The organism is Psychromonas sp. (assembly GCF_047632995.1).
Lineage (GTDB): Bacteria > Pseudomonadota > Gammaproteobacteria > Enterobacterales > Psychromonadaceae > Psychromonas.
The window spans coordinates 14,935-38,821 of the sequence record NZ_JBLIEK010000016.1 but is presented as its reverse complement, the minus strand read 5'-3'; the positions used below and the strand labels follow the sequence as shown (position 1 = coordinate 38,821).

Here is a 23,887-nt window from a genome sequence, read left to right as displayed (position 1 = left end):
TTTGAGAATGATTATGATGAGCTTCAAGAATGACGCAAGCAGAGTTTAATAAGTCTATCTATCTGCACCAGAAGGTATTATATTTTAATACTCTTTTAGTATGAAGGTCTCAATATGTCACAAACAACGATTCTAATCACTGCTTTAAAAGCACAGTTAAAAGCCCATGGAAAAACCTACGGTGATGTTGCAAAATATTTACAGCTTAGCCAAGCATCTGTTAAGCGTCTGTTTAGTGAGGGAAATATCAGTCTATCCCGCTTAGAATCTATTTGTAATATGATTGAACTGCCGCTTGCGGATCTGGTTTTATCGATGACTATCGAACATAATAAAATTGATAATTTGACCTTATTGCAAGAGCAGGAAATAGCCGATGACTTGGTGCTATTACTGGTCACTATCTGCGTGATTAATGGTTTCTCATTTGCCGATCTGTTGCAGCAATACTCACTGACAGAGCCTGAGTGTATTCAAAAACTTGCCAAATTAGATAAACTTAAAATTATTGAGCTATTACCCGGCAATCGTTTCAAACTTAAAATTAGTCATCATTTTGCCTGGTTAGCTGATGGCCCCATCCAACGCTTCTTTTTACAAAAGGTGCAACAGGAGTTTTTCAACAGCCACTTCAAACAGCCCAGTGAGAAATTAATTGTGGTAAACGGCCTGTTTTCATTAAGCAGCAATGCCGATATACAAAAAAAGATGCAAAAATTAAGTGCCGATTTTGTTACCTGTCGCAACGAAGATGCCTCATTAACAATGGATCAAAAATATGGCACAACCATGGTCCTGGTATTACGCCAATGGGACTCCAGCTTGTTTGATGAGATCCGCAGAAAATCGTAATCGATACAAAGCAGCTTAAATAGCGATCCATTTGGTAGCAGATATCGCTACCTTTTAACTTTCACTTTACCTTATTCCAATACCTGATTATAACTTAGCGCTCTTTAGCACCTAATGGAGAAAGGTATGAGAATTTCAAACTGCAAAGCAGGTTTAGCATTCACGGCGTTATTACTAAGCAGCACTATCAGCTACAGTGCTGGATTATTAAAACCAAGTAATGCGTCTTACCAGGATTTACAAATCAAAACACACGACGTGCATGTGATCGTTCAGGACGGTTATTCACGTACTGAAGTTGAGCAGACATTTTTTAATCCCAATCCGCAGGAGCTTGAAGCGCTTTATTCATTCCCTGTACCACAGGGCGCCGCAGTGGGTGAGTTTACCTACTGGATTAACGGCCAGGCGGTTACGGCTGAAGTTGTAGAAAAAGGCCGGGCGAAACAGATTTATCAGCAGCAGAAAAAAGCCGGTAATAAAACAGCGCTTGTGGAGCAAGACAGTTATAAAACTTTTGATGTCAGAGTATTTCCGATAGCAGCTCAAGATCAGGTCAAAATACGCCTGGTTTATCTGCAGCAGGAGCAGATCGATACCGGACTAGGCCGTTATGTTTATCCGCTTGAAGAAGGCGGTATCGACGAGGTGAAAAACAGTTTCTGGACCCGCAATGACACAGTACAGGAACGCTTTTCTTTTACCATGGATATCCGCTCGAGTTATCCCTTAGACGGCGTACGCTTACCAGCCCATCCAAACGCGCAGTACACTCAGATAGATGATCAGCAATGGCAGATCTCTATCGGCAGCACTAACAGCAGTGAGCAGGAAAACCTAAGCTCAGAAGCTAAAAAAAACGTAAAACTGGATAAAGATATTTTGGTTTACTGGCGCCATAAACCGGATTTACCCGGCAGTGTCGATTTAATCAGTTATCGAGAACCGGGTAAAAAACAGGGTACCTTTAAACTGACCTTAACACCGGGTAATGACTTAGGGTTAAATCAGGGACAACGTGACTGGATTTTTGTACTGGATAAATCCGGTTCCATGGCGGCAAAGTACCAGACGTTAATTGAAGGAGTGCGTCAGGCACTGACTAAATTACCGGAAAATGACCGTTTCAGAATTATTACCTTTAATAATCAGGCACAGGATATCACTTCGGGTTATCAGGCGGTCACCGCTGAGAATGTAGAAAATAGTCTTAATAAACTACAGACTGCCGGTGTGAGCGGTGGTACCAACCTTTATGCCGGTATCGAAAAAGCCATAAAAAAACTAGATGCCGACAGAACCAGTGCGATTGTACTGGTTAGTGACGGTGTCGCTAATGTCGGGGTTACTGAGAAAAAATCCTTCTTAAAACTGCTGGATAAAAAAGATCTGCGTTTATATTCATTTATTATGGGTAACAGCGCTAATCGCCCGCTATTAGAGGGCATGAGTAATATATCTAATGGTTTTTACGCGGCAGTTTCTAACTCCGACGATCTGATGGGTCAGGTAATGTTAGCCACCAGCAAAATGACTCATCAGGCGATGCGTGATATTAAGCTAAATATTGACGGCATCAAAATCAGTGAATTAAGCCATAAAGATTTCAATAGCCTATACCGTGGTCAGCAGCTGACCTTTTTTGGTCATTATTACGGACAAGGCACGGCTAAAGTTGAACTCACAGGAAAAGTAAACGGTCAGAAAGTCAGTTATAAAACTGAAATTGATTTTAATAATGGACAGACATTACATCCAGAGCTTGAACGCTTATGGGCATACAGCACAATCAAACAGTTAGAAAAGGAAATTGATTATCTGGGTGAATCTGCCGACAATCAACAGGCAATCCAGGAACTTGCGGTTGAATACGGCTTAGTGACTAACTACACCTCGTTATTAGTAGTGGAAGAGCAAGTCTTTGAGCAGCTTGCAATTAAGCAAACTAACAAACAACGAGTTGCAAAGGAACAGACAGCCAGACTGCAGAAAAAACAACAGCCGACAGCTGATAACCGTGCAGATCACAAACAACCTATGTTCAGTAAAGCGCAACCAAGCTTTAGCGGAGGCAGCGGTGCAATGCATCCGTTATGGATGCTGCTGTTAGTGATACTGAAACTGCCAAGCCTGCTACAAAAACAGTCTAAAAGGGCTTAAAACTAAAAGCCGCCACAAAGGAGACCTACCAGTCTCCTTTTTAAGTAGTTCCTACAAGTAAAAACAACTTAAAATTAAAGCAGAAAAAATCTATTTTCCCTTAAATTAAATTTATTTACGCTATTGAAAAGACTTAGTTATAAAAATAGGGGATAATTTGCGTCTACAAAAATTCAACGGTGTATTTTTCCAGCAAAATACGCTGTTGATTGAGCCAATCAATATTTTCAGGAATGTTTATTTATGTCCCAACTCGGCACGCTTTATATCGTATCAGCTCCAAGTGGCGCAGGAAAATCTAGCCTTATTAACGCGCTATTGGCAGAAAAAAGAGACTGGCCAGTGCAAGTTTCTGTTTCTCATACGACGCGCGCACCGCGTGTCGGTGAAAATGATGGTGAGCATTACCATTTTGTGGATCTGGATATATTTAAACAGTTAATTAAAGAAAATGCCTTTTTCGAGTGGGCTGAAGTATTTGGTAACTATTACGGCACATCACGTGTTGCTATTGAACAAGCTTTGGCACAAGGTATTGATGTATTCTTGGATATCGACTGGCAGGGTGCACGACAAGTGCGGGAAATGATGCCGCAGGCGAAAAGTATTTTTATACTGCCGCCAAGCCGATCTGAATTGCAAGCGCGCTTAACTAAACGCGGCCAAGACAGTGATGAAATTATTGCTAAACGGATGGCGCAGGCACAATCTGAGATGTCTCATTATGATGAATATGATTATCTGATTATTAATGATGACTTTGATAGTGCAATGCAGGAGTTCTCTGCTATTGTTAAATCGCGTCGAAATGAGCAGGAAAAACAAACCTGTAAGCATCAAGCAACCATTAAAGAATTGTTAGAACAACAATCTTAAAACGAAGTTGCTGGATCAAATCACATTTAACGCATATAATTAGCCCCCTTTTTTTGTGTAATTAACTTTTGGAGTTCAACAATGGCACGTGTAACCGTTGAAGATGCAGTAAATGTTGTTGGTAACCGTTTTGATCTTATCCTAATGGCATCTCGTCGAGCTCGTCAGCTTGCTACTCAAGGTAAAACTCCTTTAGTTGAGCCAGAAAATGATAAACCGACCGTTATCGCTTTGCGTGAAATTGAACTAAATCTAATCACCAATGAGCAGATGGACATTCAAGATCGTCAAGAAAAACATGAAAAACATGCGGCTGAATTAGCGGCAGTTGCTGCGATTGCAGAAGGTCGCGGTTAATAACCGAGCGCCTTAGAAAATCCTAAAAAAACGCCGAACATGCAAATGTCCGGCGTTTTTTTATGTTTAATTAACAAGGAGATCCCTCGTTGTGATGAGCTTATTTTTACCCTCTCTAGCGATTCTGGCAGGCTTTGCGCTGCTTATTTGGAGCGCTGATAAATTTGTTTTAGGTGCATCGAATACTGCGCGCAGTTTTTCCATCTCACCGCTGATTGTCGGGGTGGTGATCGTTGGTTTAGGCACCTCTGCTCCTGAGATGCTGGTTTCAGCTATTGCAGCAGTAGATGGCAAAACTGGCATTTCTATCGGTAATGCTCTGGGTTCAAATATCACCAATATCGGTTTGATGTTAGGGTTAACGGCGCTCTTTTATCCGCTGCAGATCCACTCGAAACTACTGAAACGAGAAATGCCGCTGTTGCTGGCCATTATTATGGTTAGCCTATTTCTGCTTTGGGATCAGTACCTTAGTTTTTTTGATGGGCTGATCTTGCTGTCCATGATGTTTGCCATGTTAATTTTCACTCTCTATGAGGCCAAAACCCATGGTGATGACAGACTCGCGCAAGAGATGCTCGATGAAATACCTGAAGAGGTAAGTAAACCAGAAGCGCTTAAATGGTTACTGATCGGTATAGTGCTCTTAATTATCTCTTCCCGTATTCTGGTGTGGGGCGCCGTGGAAGTTGCCGAATATTTTGCTGTTAGCGATCTGATAATTGGTCTTACCATTGTTGCAATCGGTACCAGCTTACCAGAGCTGGCTGCTACCATTGCCGCTGCGCGTAAAAAAGAGTTTGATTTGGCAGTCGGTAATATTATCGGCTCTAATATTTTTAATATTTTAGGGGTTATGGCCCTGCCTGGATTAATTCAGCCCGGTAGTTTTGATAAAGAGGTATTAACCCGAGATTACCCTGTAATGATTGCGTTAACCCTTGCGTTAATGCTCTTCTGCGTCGCATGGCATAAAGGTAAAACGAGCATACTGGGCAGATTCGAAGGGGCTCTTTTATTGGCTGGCTATATCAGTTATATGCTCTGGTTATTTAATGATATGAGAGCAGTTTAAACACAATTATTAGCTGAAAGAGCGGTCGACTTTATTAAAAAAATCATGGAAACAGTTTATTTATTGATCCATTTAATCAAGCAAAGATTGGAATCTATAAAGAAGAAAAGAGGTAGTAGTTGGCAAACTAACAGAACGGCAAGTGAATTGATTTTCCTAAAAACAGCTGCTACTTTTTATTGCTCCCATAAAAAAAGCGGAAGAACAATTCCTCCGCTTTTTGTATTAGTTGTTAAGGTCCGGTTTTCTCTAACCTGATGCACTTCCATTATTTTCTAAAGAAAGTTGGATCAAAATCACGTCTGTCTAGTTCTTTACCCTTAAATATTGAAAAGTTTCGACCTGCATAAAAAAATAAAATATCCATAATAATTTCCTCTTTTGATTTTTAGTTGGTGTCCCTAGCGGACTAAAGAAATATAACCCAGATCACACTTTTAGACAACAAATTTCCGTAAAAAAATTACAAATTAAGCAATGAAATGCAAAAAAACAGGAAAAAACAAGATAAACAGTGATCTATGTAACGCTATCTTGTTCTTTTATTACAAAATGGTCACAAACAAGACGCCCATAAACGCTGGCCCTATTTGTGGTAAAATTCTGTCAGATAATCATGCAGGAATAGATCTATGCGAGAAAAAAATCGCTACAAAATTCTGATTAGCGCCTGTTTATTAGGTGAACGAGTTAGATATGACGGCAAGATAAATATGCTCAATCACCCACTAATCGATAGCTGGTTAACGCAAGGCTGGTTACTGAGCAGTTGCCCTGAAGTTTGTGGCGGTTTACCGACACCACGGCCCGCGGCAGAAATTCAAAAGGACGGCTCAATAAAAACCCAATCGGGAGAGGATCTGAGCGATCCGTTTAAAAAGGGCGCCGAACATACATTGGCATTGGCTGTGAAGTTTAATATTAAAGTAGCAATCTTAACCGATAAAAGTCCATCTTGTGGCAGCTCGCAGATTTACAATGGCCGCTTTGAGCGCAGTTTAATCGATGGGCAGGGTTTAACTACGCAATTATTAGAAGCCAATGGTATTAAGGTTTTTAACCAATTTCAGTTAACTCAGGTGCAAACCTATTTAAATAGCCTGAAATGCACCTAGCTTAAATCAGCAGACTATCTTACGCGTTAACGTTGCCAATTAACGTGTTGAAAAAACGTCTGCAACCTGCATTTTATATGTACAGTTCACATAGGTGTACAAAAATTTACGACTGCCACGAGACTCTAATTATAATGATTACTTTGTTCAAAGGACGATTGCAATGTTGCCCCTCTGCCCATTTATCAATAGTACAAGTTCAATGATTAAGCTTGCAGCGATAATTTCTCTGCTGGTTATCTGTTTCATAGGCAACGAGTTATCTGCGCAAGAAGTTTCAAGTGGAAAAACGTTAGTCATTGGTAAAGTAAGTGATTCCCCCAAAAAACATCTGCAATCCTTAAAATTGATGGCTGATTACCTTGCTGCTCATATGCAGGATCTTGGTTATACAAAAGGCAAAGTATTACTTGCTCGCAGCAAACAAGAGCTCGCCAGACAGTTACAACAGGGTGATGTTGACCTCGTCACTGAAACCGCCTTTTCCGCCATCTATCTTCAAGCGGAGGCAGGGGCAGAGCCTATTTTACGTAAATGGAAAAAGGGCATAGCAGAATACCATTCAGTTATTTTTGTACGTAAAGATAGCGGTATTAATAACTTACAAGATTTAAAAGGGAAAACCATCGCATTTGAGGATGCCAACTCCACAAGCGCATACTATTTACCCGCCTATGCTCTAATCAACGCGGGACTGAATTTAGAACAACTCAGTACACCACGAGAAAAAGCAAGCGCTGACTTTGTCGGTTATGTTTTTTCTAAGCAGGAGATTAACACCTCTGTTTGGGTGCATAAAGGGCGTGTTGATGCGGGGGCGCTGAGCAATATAGATTGGCAAAAAAAATCGCATATGCCAGAAAGTTTTCATCCTGATCTTAAAATAATTCATAAAAGCATCTCTATTCCTCGTGCCATTGAAGTGCTGCGTAAAGAGTTACCCATTGCGGTGAAAGCGCGCATAAAAATGCTACTGCTTAATATCGATAAAGATCCTGATGGCTACGATGCCCTCAAAAGCTACCAAAAAACCAGAAAGTTCGATCAATTAAACGAACAGACATGGGACAGCTTGAATAAAATTAATGATCTATTAAAAATAGTCGATGGAGTGACTCAATAGTGCGTTTAAGAACGCAATTTTCGATCACTATGGTGCTTCTTATCAGCGCCATAGTGATTTTCATGTCGGCTATTTTATTTTACCAATTTAGTAAAGACGCCAGAGCTCAACAGGCAGTGAGTACTCAAGCTATCTCTGATGCAATCATATTGCAAATGATGAAACGCGGTGAGTTTATGACCAATTATTTTTCGCATCACCTTGTCGATGACATTTACTATGAAAATCAAGATAAAATAACACAAACACTGCAGCCAAGTTTGACACAGCAAGATCTCCTGTTTGTTGAAATATTTGATCCTGATGGCTATATCATCAATGATGGCAGCGTTGAACTGTGGGCTTTTGGTGATCAAGTTAATGATCCACAGATGCTCAATGCGATTGGAAAATCAGATGATATTTATTCACGTATTGAAACTGATAAAGTGATATTTGCACGTACCATTAAAATTGGCGATGAAGTTATCGCCGGAATCCATCTTGGCTTCTCTTTACTGTATATCCAAGAGGATATATTAAAAATGGAGATGGTCTTGCAAAATGAATTAACTGCGCTCAGTGAAAGGGATTTTGCAAACAACATTTTTATCGTATTTGTCGCTTCCTCCCTGTTACTGATCGCCGGCATACTAATGGCAATATTTACTGCCAATAAATTAACAGAGCCAATTCATCTACTTGCTCAACATGCACGAAAAGCCGGCAAGGGAGACCACCTGAGCAAAATTGAGCTTAACCGCTCCGATGAACTCGGCCAATTAGCCGCCATATTTAATAAAATGAATCGGCGTTTACTTAAAAATAAAGAGGAGATCCATTATCAGGCTTTTCACGATCACCTGACTGGACTGGCAAATCGCAACATGTTTCATGAATATCTTGAAAAAACCCTGCAACAGGCCGCAACTAATCAAAAAAAAGTGACCGTGTTATTTTTAGATCTGGATGGTTTTAAAGCGATTAATGATACGTTTGGCCATGAGGTTGGCGATCAGTTACTGGTTATTATCGCAGAGCGATTTAACGCGGTGATTCGCAAACAAGATACCATCAAGTTCGCAGAACTGCCCGACAATATGCTGGTTTCGCGTATTGGCGGCGATGAATTCACCATAGTATTGCAGGATATTGCAGAAAAACAGATTGTCTCACAAATTGCCAGCCGCGTTATACAATCAATCGCTTCTCCAATAGAGTTAAATGGAGAGCAGCTTAATATTGGCGTCAGCATTGGCATCAGTATCTATCCAGAAGATGGTATTGATGGCGATACTTTGATTAAAAATGCGGACAGTGCAATGTATCAGGCAAAGGGTAAAGGCAAAGGTTGCTATCTCTTTTTTAAGCAAACTTAATCATAATTTTTGCAGGGATCAATACGCATAAGATCGCTATGAATAAACTGATAGTCCAGCAAACGTTTTAATTTTTCATTACAAATGACTTTGTGCAGCGCTTTACTTTGCGTGTTTAATTTCGGTCTATCTAAACCTAATGCCAAGGCATTATAAGTATAAAACGCCTCTTTACTGGGATGTGTATCCGCGCAGCCATTTAACGTTTCTCCCCAGCATTCCTTTTTTATAATCAGCGTAATAATGGCCAAACAATCATCAAGATGAATAAGATTTACAGGAGCCTTGGGAAAGGCAATCACTTTAGCGGGCTGCTTAGTCGCAGCAAAAAACCGCCCCGGATGTCGCTTGCCACCAATCAACCCCGCAAACCGTAGAATTGTCGTTTGAAAATGTCTGTTATTTTGCAATAAGGATTCGATCATTAATAATGGATGAGTGGACGGCTGTAAGTTGTCAGACTCTTTGCAGGGCAGCGCTTGCTGCGGATAAACAGATGTTGAACTGATAAATAACACCCGTTTAACAGCTGACAGCTCAATCTCTGCAATCAAGCTTGTAAATGCAGCAAGATTTTTGCTGGTGATATTAATTATCAATAATTCGGACTGTAAAAAGTCTTGAATATTATCAGACAAATTTTCAATATCAATTTGAAAAGGGTATAAACCGGCCTCTGCCAAGCAGCGCAATTTGTCTGCGCTACGGGTTGAAATTTTAACTGGCGCAAGCTCAGCCGACAACTTTTTGGCAACAGGAAAACCCAACCAACCGCTACCTAAGATACTGATAGATTTATCCATTACACTTCCTTTTAGTTGTTTTAATTATGCTTAGCCTGGCGTTCCTGCGCAAAGGACAAAATTTGTTTTTTTTGCGCGTCATCAGCCTCTCGCCAGTGCAGAATTTCAGTCAAACTACGAAAGCAACCGATACAAATATCTTCCTTATTAAGGGTGCAATGACGTATGCAAGGCGATCCTATCTCACTCATTTTTTTCTCTCTTTTCATTTCTTTTTTTATTAAATAATATTTACGGCACTTTCATGATAACAAGGCTTCAGTTAAACTACCAAAAAATTAACATTTCGATAACAAAAAAAAGAGGGTCTTTTATGTTTATTATCCGCTGGCTATTGGGCCGTATTATTTTATTACTCAATTTTATCTTTACACCGAAAAAACGTAAACGCGAGATTCACGAGCAGATAAAAATTGATTTACAAACAAAATCACTGCAGCTATATCAATATCTGGCTTGTCCATTTTGCGTGAAAGTACGCAGAGCACTGCGCCGCCAAGGATTGAATATTGCGATAGTAGACGCTAAGAATGCAGAGCATAAACAAGTGCTACTAAATGAAGCGGGGAAGGTGCAGGTCCCCTGTTTACGTATTGAAGAAAATGAAAAGGTAACTTGGCTATATGAGTCATCTGCCATTATTGACTACTTAAATAAGCGTTTTGCTTAAGCAAGACGCCTATTTATCTCTTTTTCAATTGCAGCTGCGCTGCAGTTGAAAAAGGGCCGACTAGCGGCGCCCTTTAATCATCCCCTGAAGATAACGGTTACCGGTTATTTTTGACATGATAATCACCGCAGCAACGTGATATATCACGGCGATAAAGGTCATATTCACCGCAAACTCATGCACCTCTTTTACCCAATCCTCTCCCCATAACGCATCCGTCTCCATCGCCCAGCCGCTTAGACCGATCAGGAGCAAGCTACCCCACAAAAACCAAACCATCAATGCACCTGCAGGATTGTGTCCCGGATGATTATCTTGCTTAGTTTTGCGTAACTCCTTGAGATGGTCGATAGCAGCAGAAAATGAGGGCATAAAATGACTCAAACGAGCCGGTGAATGCACCACACCACCCCATAGCAGACGTATCAGAATCAGCCCCATTAGTGCGTAGCCAACCCATTGATGAACATTACTGCCCTCTTCAGTCAAAAGATAATTACTAAAAAATAGTATGGCAACACTCCAGTGAGTAAAACGCACCACGAGATCCCAACCCGTTTGTTGCATTGACTTTTTCATTCCTACCTCTTTTCTTTTATTACACTCATATCGGTCGGGTTAAAATAAATTTCAGCCCGTTTACCATCGCTGTCTTTACCGTACAGTTCATAACAACTGGTGTCGGTTTTTTTGAATTTTTTAATAGTATAGCCCTGATCAATTACCTGTTGCTTGGCGGTTGAAAATGGGATCCACTGGGTTTCTGGCGCTTGCGTGCATTGCGGATCCGCATAGCTGTAGGATGCGATTAAAAGCAGTGGCAGTAAAAATAATTTTTTTAACATAAAATGCTCCGATATCAATAAGTAGCTCAGTCAACCGACTGATTGATTCTATTATCAAACATATTTCTTAACAGAAGCTTAAATGAAACACTTTAGTTTGCCTGTTTATAAGACACTGCTGGTTGTAGCTGAGCAGCTGCAACAGAATTTTTGACCTCAGCGTTCGCGCTTGGATGGACAGCCACAATTGTCTCCCCCGCACTAGGCTGATAATCATCGCCAATTTCAAAGGGTTTAAGCTTACCGGCAGTGCTGATAACAAACAGCGGCACGGCATTTTTATTTGCTTGCAGATAAGCCTGCCAAAGAAAAGAATCACCTAATTTGGTCGCTTTAACCTTGCCCGCTTTGGTTAGCAAGCTGCTTAACTTAGTAAAAGTGACATCGCGACGAAATAAAACCTGGCGAGAACGAAATGTGGAACTGACTTTATTACGCTTGTTATGATTTTCACCCGAATGAAGCGAAAAGACCGTTTTTTCATCAAGCAGATGCGCAAAATGGTGCACAGCCAGTGCGTTATAATGACGATTAGGTGAAAGTGCCAATACCATGCGGAGATCCGCCAGCGGCACAAAGCGCTCGGCATGCTCTGATTGCGGATTACCATAGTAACAAGCAAGGCCAGCCATGCGTGCTAAATGGCAATTTTCCCAGGCAGGATCGGACACCAGCACAGAGAACCCTAACTCTTTTAATCCAACCGCAATACCTCTTGCAACATGATTTGCACCGATAAATAAAAGGGTGGATGGGGCGGGCTTTCTTAAGCCTAACCATTGCGCCAAAGGTGTTGCCGTTAAGCTTTGTAAGACCACAGTAACAATTATCACAGTAAAAATAAGAGGAACTATTTTGTCTGCATCTTTGACCCCAGCTTCAGTTAGGCTTAAGGCAAATACCGAGCCTACAGCAGCTGCAACTATCCCTCTTGGCGCAATCCAGGACAATAAAATTTTTGACTTATAAGAGATAGTACTGCCCATGGTTGATGTAATAATACAAAGCGGCCGAGCAATAAACAGGATCACCAACAGAAAGAGGAAAACCATGGGGCCAAGCAGCAAGACACTACCCCAATCAAGTCTAGCGGCCAGTAATATAAATAGACTGGAAATTAAAATCTTGGAGAGATCTTCTTTAAACGCCAGAATAGAAGCCAAATCGAGATCATCCTGATTAGCCAGCCAGATCCCATAGATAGTTACCGCAAGCAGACCCGATTCATGGCTTGCAAGGTTGGCGATGGAATGGATCATCAGCACCATGGCTAAAATAGCAAATTTATGCAGCTCATAAGGGAGCCACTCGCGGCGGATAACAAGTGCTGAGAACCAACCTGCGAAAATCCCCAATAACAAACCTGCAGACAACATCTGCAATAATGCCAGCAAAGTAGAAAAGACAGCATCCCCCTGATTGGTTGATGTCACAGCCCCAAAAACAAGTACCGCAAACAGGGCGCCAATGGGATCAATCACAATCCCCTCCCAGCGCAAAATGGAGTCGATCTCTTTGACCGGTTTCATTGTATTTAATATGGGGGCAATAACCGTCGGCCCGGTCACCACCAATACCGCGCCGATAACGGCGGCCACACGCCAATCTAAATCAAGCAGCCAGTATGCAGCGGAGCTGACCACCACAAAGGTCACCAGTATGCCTATTGAGCAAAGATTGCGTACAATTTTGCCTATACCTTTTAATTCTTTAAAATGTAATGTTAATGCGCCTTCAAATAAAATAATGGCCACGGAGAGTGAAATCACAGGAAATAATAGATCGCCGAGTAATTTGTCCGGGTTTAATAACCCCAGACCCGGTCCCAGCAGTAAACCTGTGAGCAGAAGAAATAAAATGGCCGGAACTTTTAGTGACCATGCAAGCCATTGGGCGGCTACAGAGACTAAGGCGATGGCAGCAAAAATAAGTGCGGTCATAAATATCCTTAACATTACTGAGCGTAATGCGTCTGAAATCAGCGTGTTATCCACGGATTAGATTAAAATGGTGGTTGGATTATAAGCGTTTTTATTACAGTCTCAAATTATGGGGGATTTTGCTAACTTATTGACTGCTAAACTGTAATAACAATAACTGATCTTTATCATATAAACGCAACTTGCCCTCCTCCACCAGCCACTCGCTTACTTTGTTTAACGCGTCTAAGAAATTAGTTTCAACCTCCATCCCCGTGGCACAGCGTTTGGCTGTGGAGATAAAGTGTTTCATGACTAACAAATTCTGTTCTATCTGATAACCTCCTTGAAAATCATTACAACCACCACTGCCAAACACACGCTTTTTTTGTATATCAAAGGTAAGATAGGGACGTTTTTTTCCTTTGCCCTCAAGAAACCATTGTTTGTTTCCCAATAAAGCAACGATATCCAATTTAACAGGCTCGACAGTTTTTACTATTGGTAAGACTTCCTCTTCAACAGCAGCCATCGGCTGAGGTTGGATGACTTGTTTTGCTTGTGCTTTCCGGGCCGCTTGCATTGCAACACTGATAGAGCCATTTAACTCATCCCGAGTTAGCGGTAATAACTCGCGGTTACTGTAGAGCAATTGATTATCTTTGATAATTTGCACGCGAAGCTGGTATATGCCGGTCCGTGACAGGGATTTTTTAAGTATAGGCAAGGTAAAGTTTTGCGGAAATTTGCTGAAAACATTTTGCTCTGCGGCAGATAAAATATTAAATTTTTTATCTCCTTGCGGGCGAGATTCCAAACTTAACTTAAAAATAGTGCCCGGTTCAATATTACTCTCCCCGTCATAAGTTAATTGCCCTTTAATGTACTGCGCCTGGGGGATTTTATAGAGCGCATATCCCTCGGCAAATATCATAACAGTGGCAATCCCAATAAGCGCCCAAAACACATTTTTCATCTTTAGCCATCCCTTTCCAATTAACTATGAAAAAGAATAGTTTATTAATGATGATGATGCACTTTTAAAAAACTTTTCGGTATTAACTCCGCAATAAAGCTACGTGCTCCACGGCGCAGTAATGAACTCAAATATAAGCATAAGATTAGAATTAAACTTACCAGTTGCCACCAGTTATATGCCCCTTCCTCCTGTGCTAGCCATGGCAGCGAAATAACATCAATATATTGATTGAGTCCCAAGCCGATTAAGAAAGCCCCACCCAGCGTCAGCATCGCCAGACTGAGTGCGGCAAAAAATCCCTGCTGCTGCTTCACTGTTTTGAGCAGTTCAAGGCTAATGGTCGGGGCGATTAAAAAGAACGCGATTGCAGCGCCCGGAGATAACCCGGCAATAAGTAAAACAGCAATAACAGGAGTTATGCCTGTAGCACACAGTGCAAAGGGGAACGCCACAATAATCATCACCAGCACCTGCAGCCACAACGCTTGATCAAAGAATGCCCAGGCCGGCGTAGCAGAGAACGTTGCCGCCAGCATCCAACCAAATAAGACCCAGGGCGCGGTATGATCAAGCTGATGTTGATAGCCCTGTTTAATTGCACTAATAAATCGGGATGTCGGGTTTTTATCCTGGCAACTTGCACTGACCGCCAAACTGGGCAGAATCTTAAAGTGACGCCCCAATAGCCAAGCACTCACTACTGCAAAAACAATTGCTAAGACAACGCGCAGCAAAAGCATCTGCGACCCCAGTAAGGGCCATGAGATCAGCAGCGCATCAAAACCGATAATCGGTGCCGCCATTAAAAATGCGGTGGCAAAGGTTTGGCTGGCGCCCATAGTTAATAGTTGCAGATGCATCTTCAGGGCACTGGGCGAGCAAACAGGTAAAGGTAACCCGTAAGCGACCCCCTTTAAACTATCTTTAAAAAAAGATTGGCTAGTTTGTTTGGGCAACACCGAAAACTTGGGGTTGAAATAATGCATTAACGCACTTAACAGATAAGCCAGCAACAGCATAGGTGCGCTATATAACGCAATATTAATAAAATTGACCAGTGTTAAGGCTGTCTTGTTCGGTCTCTCCGTTTGAGCCATTTCATGTAGGTGCTCATGTTCCGCTTCATCAACAGGAGCCGCGCCTGTTTCATGCTGATGATCATGCTCTTCATCAACAGGGTGCGCAGCCGTTTCATTGAGATGCTCATATTCCGCTTTATGAAGATGATCTTGCTCGACTGGCATCATATTACTTTCTGCAGCGCCCGCGCTTGCATGGCCGTGTTCGATATAACCCAGCCAATGCGGCAACAGCACTGAAGCTAATACTATAAGACCCAATATACTGCCTATACCCGCCGCGTACCTGTTTTCGTTATCCTCTTTTTTATGCGCATGCGCGTGCTCATCGCCATGGAGATAGGGGCGGTGTAAGACAACATGCATAATTGAGCCCATCACAAAGGCTTGCAACCAGGCTAGCCATTGACCATCGAGTTGTGCCATCGAGTCACTGGCCCAAAATCCCCCGGCCAATGTTGCGGCAGACATGCTCAATAACACTGCCAGTGGCAATAATCGTCCGTACTGGGGACGTAACAACCACCAGATAGTTAAGCCAACAGGGAAGCGGTGCAGTAAAACACCGATAGCAAGCAACCAGCCGGTGTGATCGCCCTGCGCAACAATTAACGCAGAGCCATCAATGCTGGCATGTAAAACCAAACCTAAAACCCCTAAAAACAGGGTTGTTTGATGTGCTTGACGAGCTGCTTTGTGAAAGTATTTTTCAATCCAGCTGGGTGCCAGCACACCAATGGCCATCAGCAACAGAACCATCAAACCGCCACTATGCAAAAGTTCCGGCATTATATGAAATAAAACCAGACCTGAAATGGTGACAAAAATAAAGGCATCAAGCAGATCCAACCAGCCAGGTTGGCGTTGCAATAAGCGGTAGGCAAGCGGGCCGAGAAAGAGTGCAAAAACACTTAATAACAACAACATAAATGGTCTCAATAAAATCAATTTGTTTTTGTTATAATATAACACTAAATCAAAGTTGACCATTTTTATCTGGTATTATTAGCTAATCACTTTAATCACGCCTAGTGCGCAGTGCGTGCCTCGGCAAAAACAGTGAAATGCCACCCGCAATGGCAATAAATAGCGTCGAGACCAGTAAGCAGGCGGTTAACCCTAAGTTGATAAAGATCCACCCGGAAAGGAGTGTGCCGATTAAACGCCCGAGCGCATTGGCCATATAGTAAAAGCCGATATCCAGCGATACCCCTTCTCGCTGCGCATAACTGACAATAAGATAGCTATGCAGCGACGAGTTGATCGCAAACAGGCCGCCGAACAGAAATAATCCAGCAATAAACAGGTGGCTTTCAAAGTGCAGCGATAAAACTACCAGCAGAGGCGCAGCAGCCAAACCTGCGGCCCATAACACCGCACTTTTGCCATCAGGTATCCGCCCTGCCTGTTTGCCCGTAAAATAGGGGGCAAGGGATTGGATCCCGCCATAAAAAATTATCCACAAGGCTAATAAACCGCCGACTGTCCAGCCGTTCCAGCCAAATGTATCACTAAGATAGACAGGTAAAGCGACCACAAACCAGACATCACGTGATGCAAATAAAAAAAGACGCGCCACAGAAAGAATATTAACGCTGGCACTTTTAGAAAAAAGCTCTTTGAATTTCACCTTGCGCTTGATCCGACCGAGATCCTTTTTTAGCAGCAACAGACTGATGCACCAGACAATAAAAAGCATAGCGGCCATCAACAGCAGCGAATTTCGAAAGCCGATTAACGTCAGTAGTGCGCCGCCGAGAAAAAAGCCGACGCCTTTCAGAGTGTTTTTTGATCCCGTTAAAATAGCCACCCATTTATAGAGTGTGCCTGGTCTTTCGTCACTGACAAACAGCTTAATGGCGCTTTTGGCACTCATCTTATTAAGATCTTTAGCAATACCGGATAAAGCTTGGGCAAACATCACCCATGGAATAATCAAAAAATCATTGGGCACAGCCAGCATTAACAGGGCAATCACCTGCATTAGCAGACCGATATTCATAGTGCGGTTCAGCCCTAGCAGCGCGCCCAGCCAACCACCAAGCAGATTAGTCACCACCCCGAAAAACTCATAAAAGAGAAATAGAAAAGCAACTTCAAGCGCGCTGTAGCCTAACTGATGAAAATAGAGCACTACCAACATGCGCAGCGCACCGTCGGTTAGTGTAAAAGCCCAGTAATTAGCCGTGATAACTAAGTATTGCTTTAACTCAGCGCTGAGGTTTGCAAAAACAGTACGCATATAACGTTACTTATCCACAAGGCCAACTAAACGAACCAGTTCCGCGGTACGCGTTGCATAACCCATCTCATTGTCATACCAGGCATAAATTTTAACCATGCGCGAACCGACAACCATAGTGGACAACGCGTCAATAATAGTTGAACGCTGATCGCCACGGTAATCAATTGATACCAGCGGTTTTTCTTCAAAACCTAAAATACCCTGCAGCTCATTTTCAGCGGCACTTTTAAGTAATGCATTGACCTCTGCCACATCGGTATCACGGCTAACATCGAGCACAATATCGGTTAACGATGCATTAGCTAAGGGCACCCGCACCGCATGTCCATCAATACGATCTTTAAGCTCGGGAAAAATCTCCACAATTGCTTTTGCAGAGCCTGTTGTGGTTGGAATAAGACTGACTCCGCATGCACGGGCGCGGCGCAGATCTTTATGAGGCGCATCTAAAATAGTCTGCGTATTGGTCAGGTTATGGATAGTGGTAAAGCAAACCTTTTCGATACCTAAGGTTTCATTAATCACTTTAATAACCGGTGCCAGACAGTTGGTTGTACAGGAAGCCGCAGTAACAATGCGATGTTTTTCCGGCACAAAGATATGGTCATTGACACCCATCACAATATTGGCAATACCCTCAGCTTTTACCGGGGCCGAAACAACCACACGTTTTACCCCCTGATCTAGATATGCTTGCAGCAGCTTGGGATCGCGATGTACACCCGTCGCTTCAATAACCAGATCGCAATTTGACCAATCAACCGTGGCAATTTCACTTTGTTGCGTACAGCTAATTTTACTGTTGCCGATAATAATTTGGTTTTCGTCTGCTGCAACGGGAAAATTCCAGCGCCCCTGCACGGAATCAAATTCAAGAAGATGAGCCAGTGTTTTAGCATCGCCCGCACAATCATTAATTTGTACAAACTCAATATCAGGCCAGCCATAAGCGGCGCGCATCACTAAACGGCCGATTCGACCAAAACCGTTAATCCCTACTTTAATTGTCATTTTCAATCTTTCCTATAGTGCTTTTAAATTAATTAAATAATCGCGTTGGCAAGTTTGCGTAAATGCATTCGGGCGAACAGCCTGAATACGCGCCATTACCGGGCCAATTGCTTCTCCACGCTGTAAAAGTATCTGCGCTGCTACTAATCCGGTGCGCCCGGATCCGCCTTTACAGTGAAGCGCAATACTTTTGCCCTGCTCCAATAAAGCCTGCACAGCAGGTCCGGCATTTTCCCAAGCCTCCATAAAGGCGTGCTCCGGCATATGATCATCAATAATTGGCAGATGATACCAGGTCATTCCCACCGCTTGAACTGACTCACCGATAGTGGACAACTGGTTTTTATCGAGCTCATCCTGAGTCATGAGCGTCAGTAGCGCCTCTGCTCCCGCCTGCTTAAGCTGCGTCAGGGATGTTTTAAGATCCACCTCTTTGGTAGCGGGACAGGGTGTTAAAATAATCTGTGCACTGCTATTTTCAATGCTGATCGGGAAAATGGGGTGTGTTAATGACATCTTCTGCACTCTTTTAAATAAACCATAAAAAAAGCAGGAAGTAGACTTCCTGCTTAGTTAATTTTATATTTTTACTGTTTCACTTTAATGACAGCGCATTACCGGGAGGCTGCAAATAACAGCCCTTGACGGTAATAGTTATTTGCCTGCGCCGGAAAATCTTCTTTTTCCAGCAGGTTGGCAAGTAGAGCAAAATCATCAACATTAGGCAGCGTTACAAGACTCACCTTTAAATGTTCAATCGCTGCTGCTGTTTTATTTTCTTTAACCATTAACTTGGCAAGGGCTTGGTGAATTAACCCCGTCTGCGGCTCTTTTTTAAGTTTTTTCTCTAATAACAAAATTAAGGGGTAATGATCACTAATATCCAGTTTTTCAAGGTAAGCAAGCAGGGGTAATGAGAACTGCTTATGCAGTTTTTCTAATAAAAATTGCTCGGCAAGTTTATCATGGTCCGCTTCAATATAAGCATCTAGCAAGGCTTTTTGATAATTCAGCTCTTTACGCATCCAGCGCGGTGCTTTGTTCTCCCAGTAACTCTGTAAAGATTCCCCGCTGTGCAATGCGAGCTGCTTAAACAGCTGTCGATAACCATCAAGCTGCATAGTGGCAAACTCTAAATCATTAAATGAAAAAAAGTTTCGTTTTGCATGGAGCAGATCCAAATATTCCTGCCATTTATCCAATGCTGGATAGACAGAGAGATAAAGTTCACTAATGCGGTTGTTTTTGGCGAATTTTTTATCCAGCGCTTCTAATGTGGCCAGTGCGTTTTCATACTGTTTAGCTTTTAATTGCAGTTCCACCCACACTAAACCCACCGCCAGTTGACCGCCCTTTTGACTATCACTGGCTTGCTGTAAATACTCATCGCGCAAATCATATTTATGTTGCTGCTGGGCCGCTCTCGCCGCTGCAATATAAGTTAGCGCGGGGGTTTCGCTGCTCTTTGCAGATTGTGCTAATAATTTTTGCGCTTGTTTACTCTTCCCCTCAAACAACGCCCACATACCCAATAAACTGTTTTTTTGTGCTTTTCTGGTTTTACGCTGGCCAAACCAGCCGCGCGTTAATGAGCTCATCGACAGTAGTTTGCGTAATAACCACTCAGCTAAAAGCAGCAGAAAATAGAAAACGACGGCAATAAAAACGGCATTGATAATAGTTGTTTCATAGGTCGTGTATGAATCAAATGAGATTAATATATAGCCTTTATTAGCGCTTATCTCTGGCCCTAAAATCAACCCTGCCAGCAGCGCTGAAATAATAATAACAATTCGTATCATGACTTTCTCCTACCCGTCAACGCGAGCACTGGCGAGTGATTTTTTTACTCGCTGATTTATGATCCGATCCAGTAACGGGGCGCTTTTTAATTGATCCGGGTAGTTTATAGAAATTTTACGCTTACTTAAGCGTTGGATAGATTGGTAAAAATGGCTGGTCGTATTATCATTTAAATCGTAATAATTTTTGACTAACTGCGCGGCGCTGTGCAGCGCGATATCATAAATTTCCTGCTGTTCACGATAAACTGAAAATTCAGCTTTAGCTAAATCATTACGTAATTTCTCTTTTAAATACCAGCTTTCCTGAGGGGAAATTTGTGCCTGCAGCTTTGCATCTCTTTTGTTGATAACAATAAAACCGGCCACAAAATCTGACCAGGAGTTAACTAAATTTTCCTGCCAATCATTAATGTCGGTTGAAATATCTGCTTTGATCTTATCAGCCCCATCCGTCGTTTTTAAACCCGCGATAAGCAGTTTGTCAATACCACGCTCAAGATTCGACAACGCTAATACCAGACCATCAGGATCTCGCTTAGGCAGCGCTTCTAAAAGATTGATATCTTCAAGTAACATGGCGCGTAACGGGCTTAAGCTCGAATCGCTGAGTTCAACGACGCGCTGATCAGCGGCTAATAATAAGGCTATTGCAGTAGGGATATCCCTCTCCAGCCAGATTTTCCTGCCCGCCAACGTAACCAAGTATTCAACCTCAGCTAACATCCAATCATTGGGATGCCGCACTCTCGTCTGGGCAAGTGAACGCTGCAGGGCTTGCACATCCGTTTTATATAATTTATTTTCATTTTTAACTTGTTGAAGCTGTATATTCACCTGCTCCATTTGTGTTTTAAAATCAGATTGTAATCTGAGTGCTTGCTCTACTTGTGTACTGGCCGCTTTTGACTGCGCCGCCAGCTGTCCGCTCAACTGACTGATTTCCAGCTGCTGCTGGCTATTTACCGTTTTATTTTCTTTATATAGATAGCCGCCCAGCGCGATAGCAGCAAGCAGTAAAACAAATGAAAACAGAGCAAGGTAGATAACCAGTTTGCTACTTTTACCCGGTTTTTTCAGCGCGGGAATTTCTGCAGCTGGGACCGAGGTTTCAGAGGTTAATGTTGGCTCTTCTTTTTTTATCTCATTATTTTTATCTGTCATAACTACCCCATATCTACAAAACGATAAAACCATTAATTTTAATTAGTTAAAATAATCAGCTATCTGTTGATCTAGCATCCCAGAAAGCACTTTTACATCGGTCCAGCCTAATGCAGTTGCATGACTTGCAATGCGTCTGCTCGGCACATAGATGACTAGTTGTGTTAACCAATTACGATCATCGATTGGCACCACTTCTATTAACCTTTCGAGCAACTCAACACTACTGATAATAGCACCGTTAATCCCCTCCTGTTGCCGTTTATTAACCATCTGCGATCCATTTAAATTAATAGCAACACGCTGATAAGGCTGATAATACTCAACAACAGCTCCACGGGCAGTCAATGTTTGGGCAAGTAGCTCCCGCCCCCCTACACCGCGTAAAATAAGAATTTTTTTACCCGAAAGTTGCGCCAAGCAAGGCAAAGCAAGCAATCCCTCGCTGTCAAACTGCCCGCTCGGGATCTGCACCGTTTGCCGAGTTGCACCGTGCAGCCTGACTTGTGTCCCTTTACCCACAGCTAAATAATCGCTGTTAGGCCAACTTTCTCCCGCAAGGGCCTGATCCGTATAATCCACCGCATTGCGACTAACTGCAATAATATAATCGTAAGATTTTGTTAATACAAAGCGCGCGTTAGCAAACTCTGCTGTTTTTTGTACGCTAAGCAACGGCTGCGCAAGGGCAAATATCCCCTGCGCATTAAGAAAATCAGCTAAGCGCTGCGCATCGGGCGCAAAACGGGTGATTAATAGACGGGGTTTAGCCATCAGCATCTGCTTGGCCGTAAACAGCTGCCAGTATCTCTTTTGCACCACAATCAAGTAACTGCTGCGCTAAAGCCAGACCGAGCTGCTGTGCATCGTCCTTATGGCCCCTTATTTCTTTACGAATAATCTCTTTACCATCAACGCTGCCGACCAATCCACGTAAATAGAGTTGATCATTGTCTAATAGGGCGAAACTGCCAATCGGTACCTGACAACCACCTTCTAAAGCGAGATTTACAGCCCGCTCGGCGGTAACACGCACCCTTGTATTTGCATCTTCTAATGGTTGTAATAGCGCGATGGTCTGCTCGTCATCCAAACGGCATTCAATCCCGACTGCTCCTTGCCCTACGGCAGGAAGGCTTATTTCAGGTGCAATATAACTGGCAATACGGGAGCTCATCTGTAAACGAATTAAGCCTGCAGCAGCCAAAATAATTGCGTCATATTGACCTTCATCTAATTTACGCAAACGGGTATTCACATTGCCGCGCAGATCTTTAATAATAATATCCGGGCGCAGCGCACGCAGCTGACATTGACGGCGCATGCTGGAGGTGCCGACAATTGCGCCCTGCGGTAATTGCTCTATTGACAGGTAATTATTGGCCACAAAGGCATCACGCGGATCTTCCCGCTCACAAATAACTGCCAAACCCAGTCCATCGGGAAAATCAACGGGTAGATCTTTCATGGAATGCACCGCAATATCTGCACGTCCCTCTAATATGGCGACTTCCAATTCTTTAACAAACAGCCCCTTACCACCTACTTTCGCTAAGGGGGTATCGAGAATCTTATCGCCCATCGTTTTCATCGGCAATAACTCAACGGTTAAATTGGGGTGATATTTTAAAAGCTCAGCCTTAACAAAGTTAGCCTGCCACATTGCCAGCGGACTATGGCGTGTTGCAATACGAATTATTTGAGGGGTCATTTGCGGAGTATCCATTGAGAAACTAATTCTTTGATGCTAGCAAAGATACGATCAATTAGCATGTCTAATAGGGATAAAATGGTAATTTCTGATCTAAGATAGATGCTATTAATGGCTCCTTGCCTGTAAACTAATACGCTATTCGCGCCTAAAAGAGAGTTTGTATGAGCCAATCGTCACCGACACTGCCAGAAATTTTAAAACGTACCCTTGTAGCCAGCAGCCGATTTTTTAAAATTGAATCACTGCAACTCAAATTTAGTAACGGTCAACAACGTGAATTTGAACGGATGCGCGGCTATCACCAAGGTGCAGTATTAATTGTGCCCTTTTTTGATAAAGATACACTGTTACTGATTCGTGAATATGCAGCCGGTACCCATTCATACGAGCTGGGTTTTCCTAAAGGACTTATCGATTCGGGTGAAACAGCAGAAATAGCCGCGAATAGAGAACTAAAAGAAGAGGTCGGATTTGGATCACATAACTTACAAAAATTAAAAAAAGTGACTATGTCGCCAAGTTATTTCAGCAGCGAAATGACCCTGTTTATGGCATTTGATCTTTATCCGGAAACATTAGCAGGTGATGAGCCCGAACCGCTTGAGGTTATAAAATGGCCGCTCAATCAGATCGAACAATTATTGGCCAGAGATGATTTTCAGGAAGCGCGGGGCATTGCAGCGCTATTACTCACGCTAAAAGCCCTTAAAGATAAAGACCGACCAACCTAAAGGGAGAAG

Annotated in this window: 24 protein-coding genes; 10 read left to right on the top strand and 14 right to left on the bottom strand. The window is 42.6% G+C overall.

Translation table 11 applies throughout. From position 1 onward, the window contains the following. The first annotated feature begins 114 nt into the window (after positions 1 to 114). The 8 genes from ACJAT7_RS04840 (at position 115) to ACJAT7_RS04805 (ending at position 8,916) form a co-directional block, all read left to right on the top strand. Positions 115 to 852, top strand: a complete 738-nt coding sequence (locus tag ACJAT7_RS04840; RefSeq protein ID WP_415225669.1) for a helix-turn-helix domain-containing protein — start codon at positions 115 to 117, stop codon at positions 850 to 852. Between the two features lie 126 nt (positions 853 to 978). Next, positions 979 to 3,012 carry a VIT and vWA domain-containing protein gene (locus ACJAT7_RS04835; RefSeq protein ID WP_415225668.1) on the top strand — a complete coding sequence of 678 codons (2,034 nt, stop codon included), beginning with the start codon at positions 979 to 981 and terminating at the stop codon, positions 3,010 to 3,012. Between the two features lie 243 nt (positions 3,013 to 3,255). Further along, positions 3,256 to 3,888 carry a guanylate kinase gene (gene gmk / locus ACJAT7_RS04830; protein WP_415225667.1) on the top strand — a complete coding sequence of 211 codons (633 nt, stop codon included), beginning with the start codon at positions 3,256 to 3,258 and terminating at the stop codon, positions 3,886 to 3,888. An 81-nt stretch (positions 3,889 to 3,969) separates the two neighbouring features. Further along, positions 3,970 to 4,245 carry a DNA-directed RNA polymerase subunit omega gene (gene rpoZ / locus ACJAT7_RS04825; RefSeq protein WP_415225666.1) on the top strand — a complete coding sequence of 92 codons (276 nt, stop codon included), beginning with the start codon at positions 3,970 to 3,972 and terminating at the stop codon, positions 4,243 to 4,245. Positions 4,246 to 4,339: 94 nt separating this feature from the next. Continuing rightward, positions 4,340 to 5,320, top strand: coding sequence for a calcium/sodium antiporter (locus tag ACJAT7_RS04820; RefSeq protein WP_415225678.1), 981 nt, complete (start codon positions 4,340 to 4,342; stop codon positions 5,318 to 5,320). 632 nt (positions 5,321 to 5,952) lie between these two features. Continuing rightward, on the top strand, positions 5,953 to 6,435 hold the full coding sequence (locus ACJAT7_RS04815; RefSeq protein ID WP_415225665.1) for a DUF523 domain-containing protein: 483 nt from the start codon (positions 5,953 to 5,955) through the stop codon (positions 6,433 to 6,435). A 163-nt stretch (positions 6,436 to 6,598) separates the two neighbouring features. Then, entirely contained in the window at positions 6,599 to 7,558 is a 960-nt protein-coding gene (locus ACJAT7_RS04810) for a phosphate/phosphite/phosphonate ABC transporter substrate-binding protein (RefSeq protein WP_415225664.1), read from the top strand. After that, positions 7,558 to 8,916, top strand: coding sequence for a diguanylate cyclase domain-containing protein (locus ACJAT7_RS04805; protein ID WP_415225663.1), 1,359 nt, complete (start codon positions 7,558 to 7,560; stop codon positions 8,914 to 8,916). The genes ACJAT7_RS04810 and ACJAT7_RS04805 overlap by 1 nt, the downstream gene beginning before the upstream one ends. Here ACJAT7_RS04805 and ACJAT7_RS04800 read toward each other — a convergent pair. Together ACJAT7_RS04800 and ACJAT7_RS04795 are read right to left on the bottom strand one after the other, a co-directional pair. Then, a complete protein-coding gene (locus ACJAT7_RS04800) occupies positions 8,913 to 9,719 on the bottom strand; it encodes a dTDP-glucose 4,6-dehydratase (RefSeq protein WP_415225662.1) in 807 nt (268 codons plus the stop codon). The two genes, ACJAT7_RS04805 and ACJAT7_RS04800, sit on opposite strands and share 4 nt — an antisense overlap. A gap of 20 nt (positions 9,720 to 9,739) precedes the next feature. Then, positions 9,740 to 9,910, bottom strand: coding sequence for a DUF1289 domain-containing protein (locus ACJAT7_RS04795; protein WP_415225661.1), 171 nt, complete (start codon positions 9,908 to 9,910; stop codon positions 9,740 to 9,742). Positions 9,911 to 10,032: 122 nt separating this feature from the next. Here ACJAT7_RS04795 and ACJAT7_RS04790 point away from each other — a divergent pair, with 122 nt between their 5' ends. Further along, on the top strand, positions 10,033 to 10,389 hold the full coding sequence (locus ACJAT7_RS04790) for a glutathione S-transferase N-terminal domain-containing protein (protein ID WP_415225660.1): 357 nt from the start codon (positions 10,033 to 10,035) through the stop codon (positions 10,387 to 10,389). 60 nt (positions 10,390 to 10,449) lie between these two features. Here the strand turns inward: ACJAT7_RS04790 and ACJAT7_RS04785 are convergent, their stop codons facing one another. The 12 genes from ACJAT7_RS04785 to hemC form a co-directional block, all read right to left on the bottom strand. Continuing rightward, positions 10,450 to 10,968, bottom strand: a complete 519-nt coding sequence (locus ACJAT7_RS04785; protein WP_415225659.1) for a cytochrome b/b6 domain-containing protein — start codon at positions 10,966 to 10,968, stop codon at positions 10,450 to 10,452. A gap of 2 nt (positions 10,969 to 10,970) precedes the next feature. Further along, positions 10,971 to 11,234, bottom strand: coding sequence for a PepSY domain-containing protein (locus tag ACJAT7_RS04780; RefSeq protein ID WP_415225658.1), 264 nt, complete (start codon positions 11,232 to 11,234; stop codon positions 10,971 to 10,973). A 92-nt stretch (positions 11,235 to 11,326) separates the two neighbouring features. After that, the gene (locus tag ACJAT7_RS04775; protein WP_415225657.1) at positions 11,327 to 13,174 is read right to left on the bottom strand and encodes a cation:proton antiporter; all 1,848 of its coding nucleotides are present in this window, start codon (positions 13,172 to 13,174) and stop codon (positions 11,327 to 11,329) included. Between the two features lie 127 nt (positions 13,175 to 13,301). Beyond that, positions 13,302 to 14,129 (bottom strand): META domain-containing protein, encoded by an 828-nt coding sequence (locus tag ACJAT7_RS04770; protein WP_415225656.1) that lies wholly within the window; start codon positions 14,127 to 14,129, stop codon positions 13,302 to 13,304. A 44-nt stretch (positions 14,130 to 14,173) separates the two neighbouring features. Beyond that, the gene (locus ACJAT7_RS04765) at positions 14,174 to 16,138 is read right to left on the bottom strand and encodes a permease (protein WP_415225655.1); all 1,965 of its coding nucleotides are present in this window, start codon (positions 16,136 to 16,138) and stop codon (positions 14,174 to 14,176) included. 91 nt (positions 16,139 to 16,229) lie between these two features. Continuing rightward, positions 16,230 to 17,453 carry an organoarsenical effux MFS transporter ArsJ gene (arsJ, locus tag ACJAT7_RS04760; protein ID WP_415225654.1) on the bottom strand — a complete coding sequence of 408 codons (1,224 nt, stop codon included), beginning with the start codon at positions 17,451 to 17,453 and terminating at the stop codon, positions 16,230 to 16,232. Positions 17,454 to 17,459: 6 nt separating this feature from the next. Beyond that, complete coding sequence (locus ACJAT7_RS04755; RefSeq protein WP_415225653.1) at positions 17,460 to 18,467, bottom strand: ArsJ-associated glyceraldehyde-3-phosphate dehydrogenase; 1,008 nt, start codon at positions 18,465 to 18,467, stop codon at positions 17,460 to 17,462. Positions 18,468 to 18,479: 12 nt separating this feature from the next. Beyond that, a complete protein-coding gene (locus ACJAT7_RS04750; protein WP_415225652.1) occupies positions 18,480 to 18,983 on the bottom strand; it encodes a protein phosphatase in 504 nt (167 codons plus the stop codon). A gap of 98 nt (positions 18,984 to 19,081) precedes the next feature. Beyond that, a complete protein-coding gene (locus tag ACJAT7_RS04745; RefSeq protein WP_415225651.1) occupies positions 19,082 to 20,269 on the bottom strand; it encodes a heme biosynthesis HemY N-terminal domain-containing protein in 1,188 nt (395 codons plus the stop codon). A gap of 9 nt (positions 20,270 to 20,278) precedes the next feature. Continuing rightward, the gene (locus ACJAT7_RS04740; protein WP_415225650.1) at positions 20,279 to 21,433 is read right to left on the bottom strand and encodes a uroporphyrinogen-III C-methyltransferase; all 1,155 of its coding nucleotides are present in this window, start codon (positions 21,431 to 21,433) and stop codon (positions 20,279 to 20,281) included. 42 nt (positions 21,434 to 21,475) lie between these two features. Beyond that, positions 21,476 to 22,207, bottom strand: a complete 732-nt coding sequence (locus ACJAT7_RS04735) for a uroporphyrinogen-III synthase (RefSeq protein ID WP_415225649.1) — start codon at positions 22,205 to 22,207, stop codon at positions 21,476 to 21,478. Beyond that, positions 22,200 to 23,144 (bottom strand): hydroxymethylbilane synthase, encoded by a 945-nt coding sequence (hemC, locus tag ACJAT7_RS04730; protein ID WP_415225648.1) that lies wholly within the window; start codon positions 23,142 to 23,144, stop codon positions 22,200 to 22,202. The genes ACJAT7_RS04735 and hemC overlap by 8 nt, the downstream gene beginning before the upstream one ends. Positions 23,145 to 23,308: 164 nt before the next feature. On the opposite strand from hemC, the gene nudE reads away from it, so the two are divergent. Further along, positions 23,309 to 23,878 carry an ADP compounds hydrolase NudE gene (gene nudE, locus ACJAT7_RS04725; protein ID WP_415225647.1) on the top strand — a complete coding sequence of 190 codons (570 nt, stop codon included), beginning with the start codon at positions 23,309 to 23,311 and terminating at the stop codon, positions 23,876 to 23,878. Positions 23,879 to 23,887: the final 9 nt, after the last annotated feature.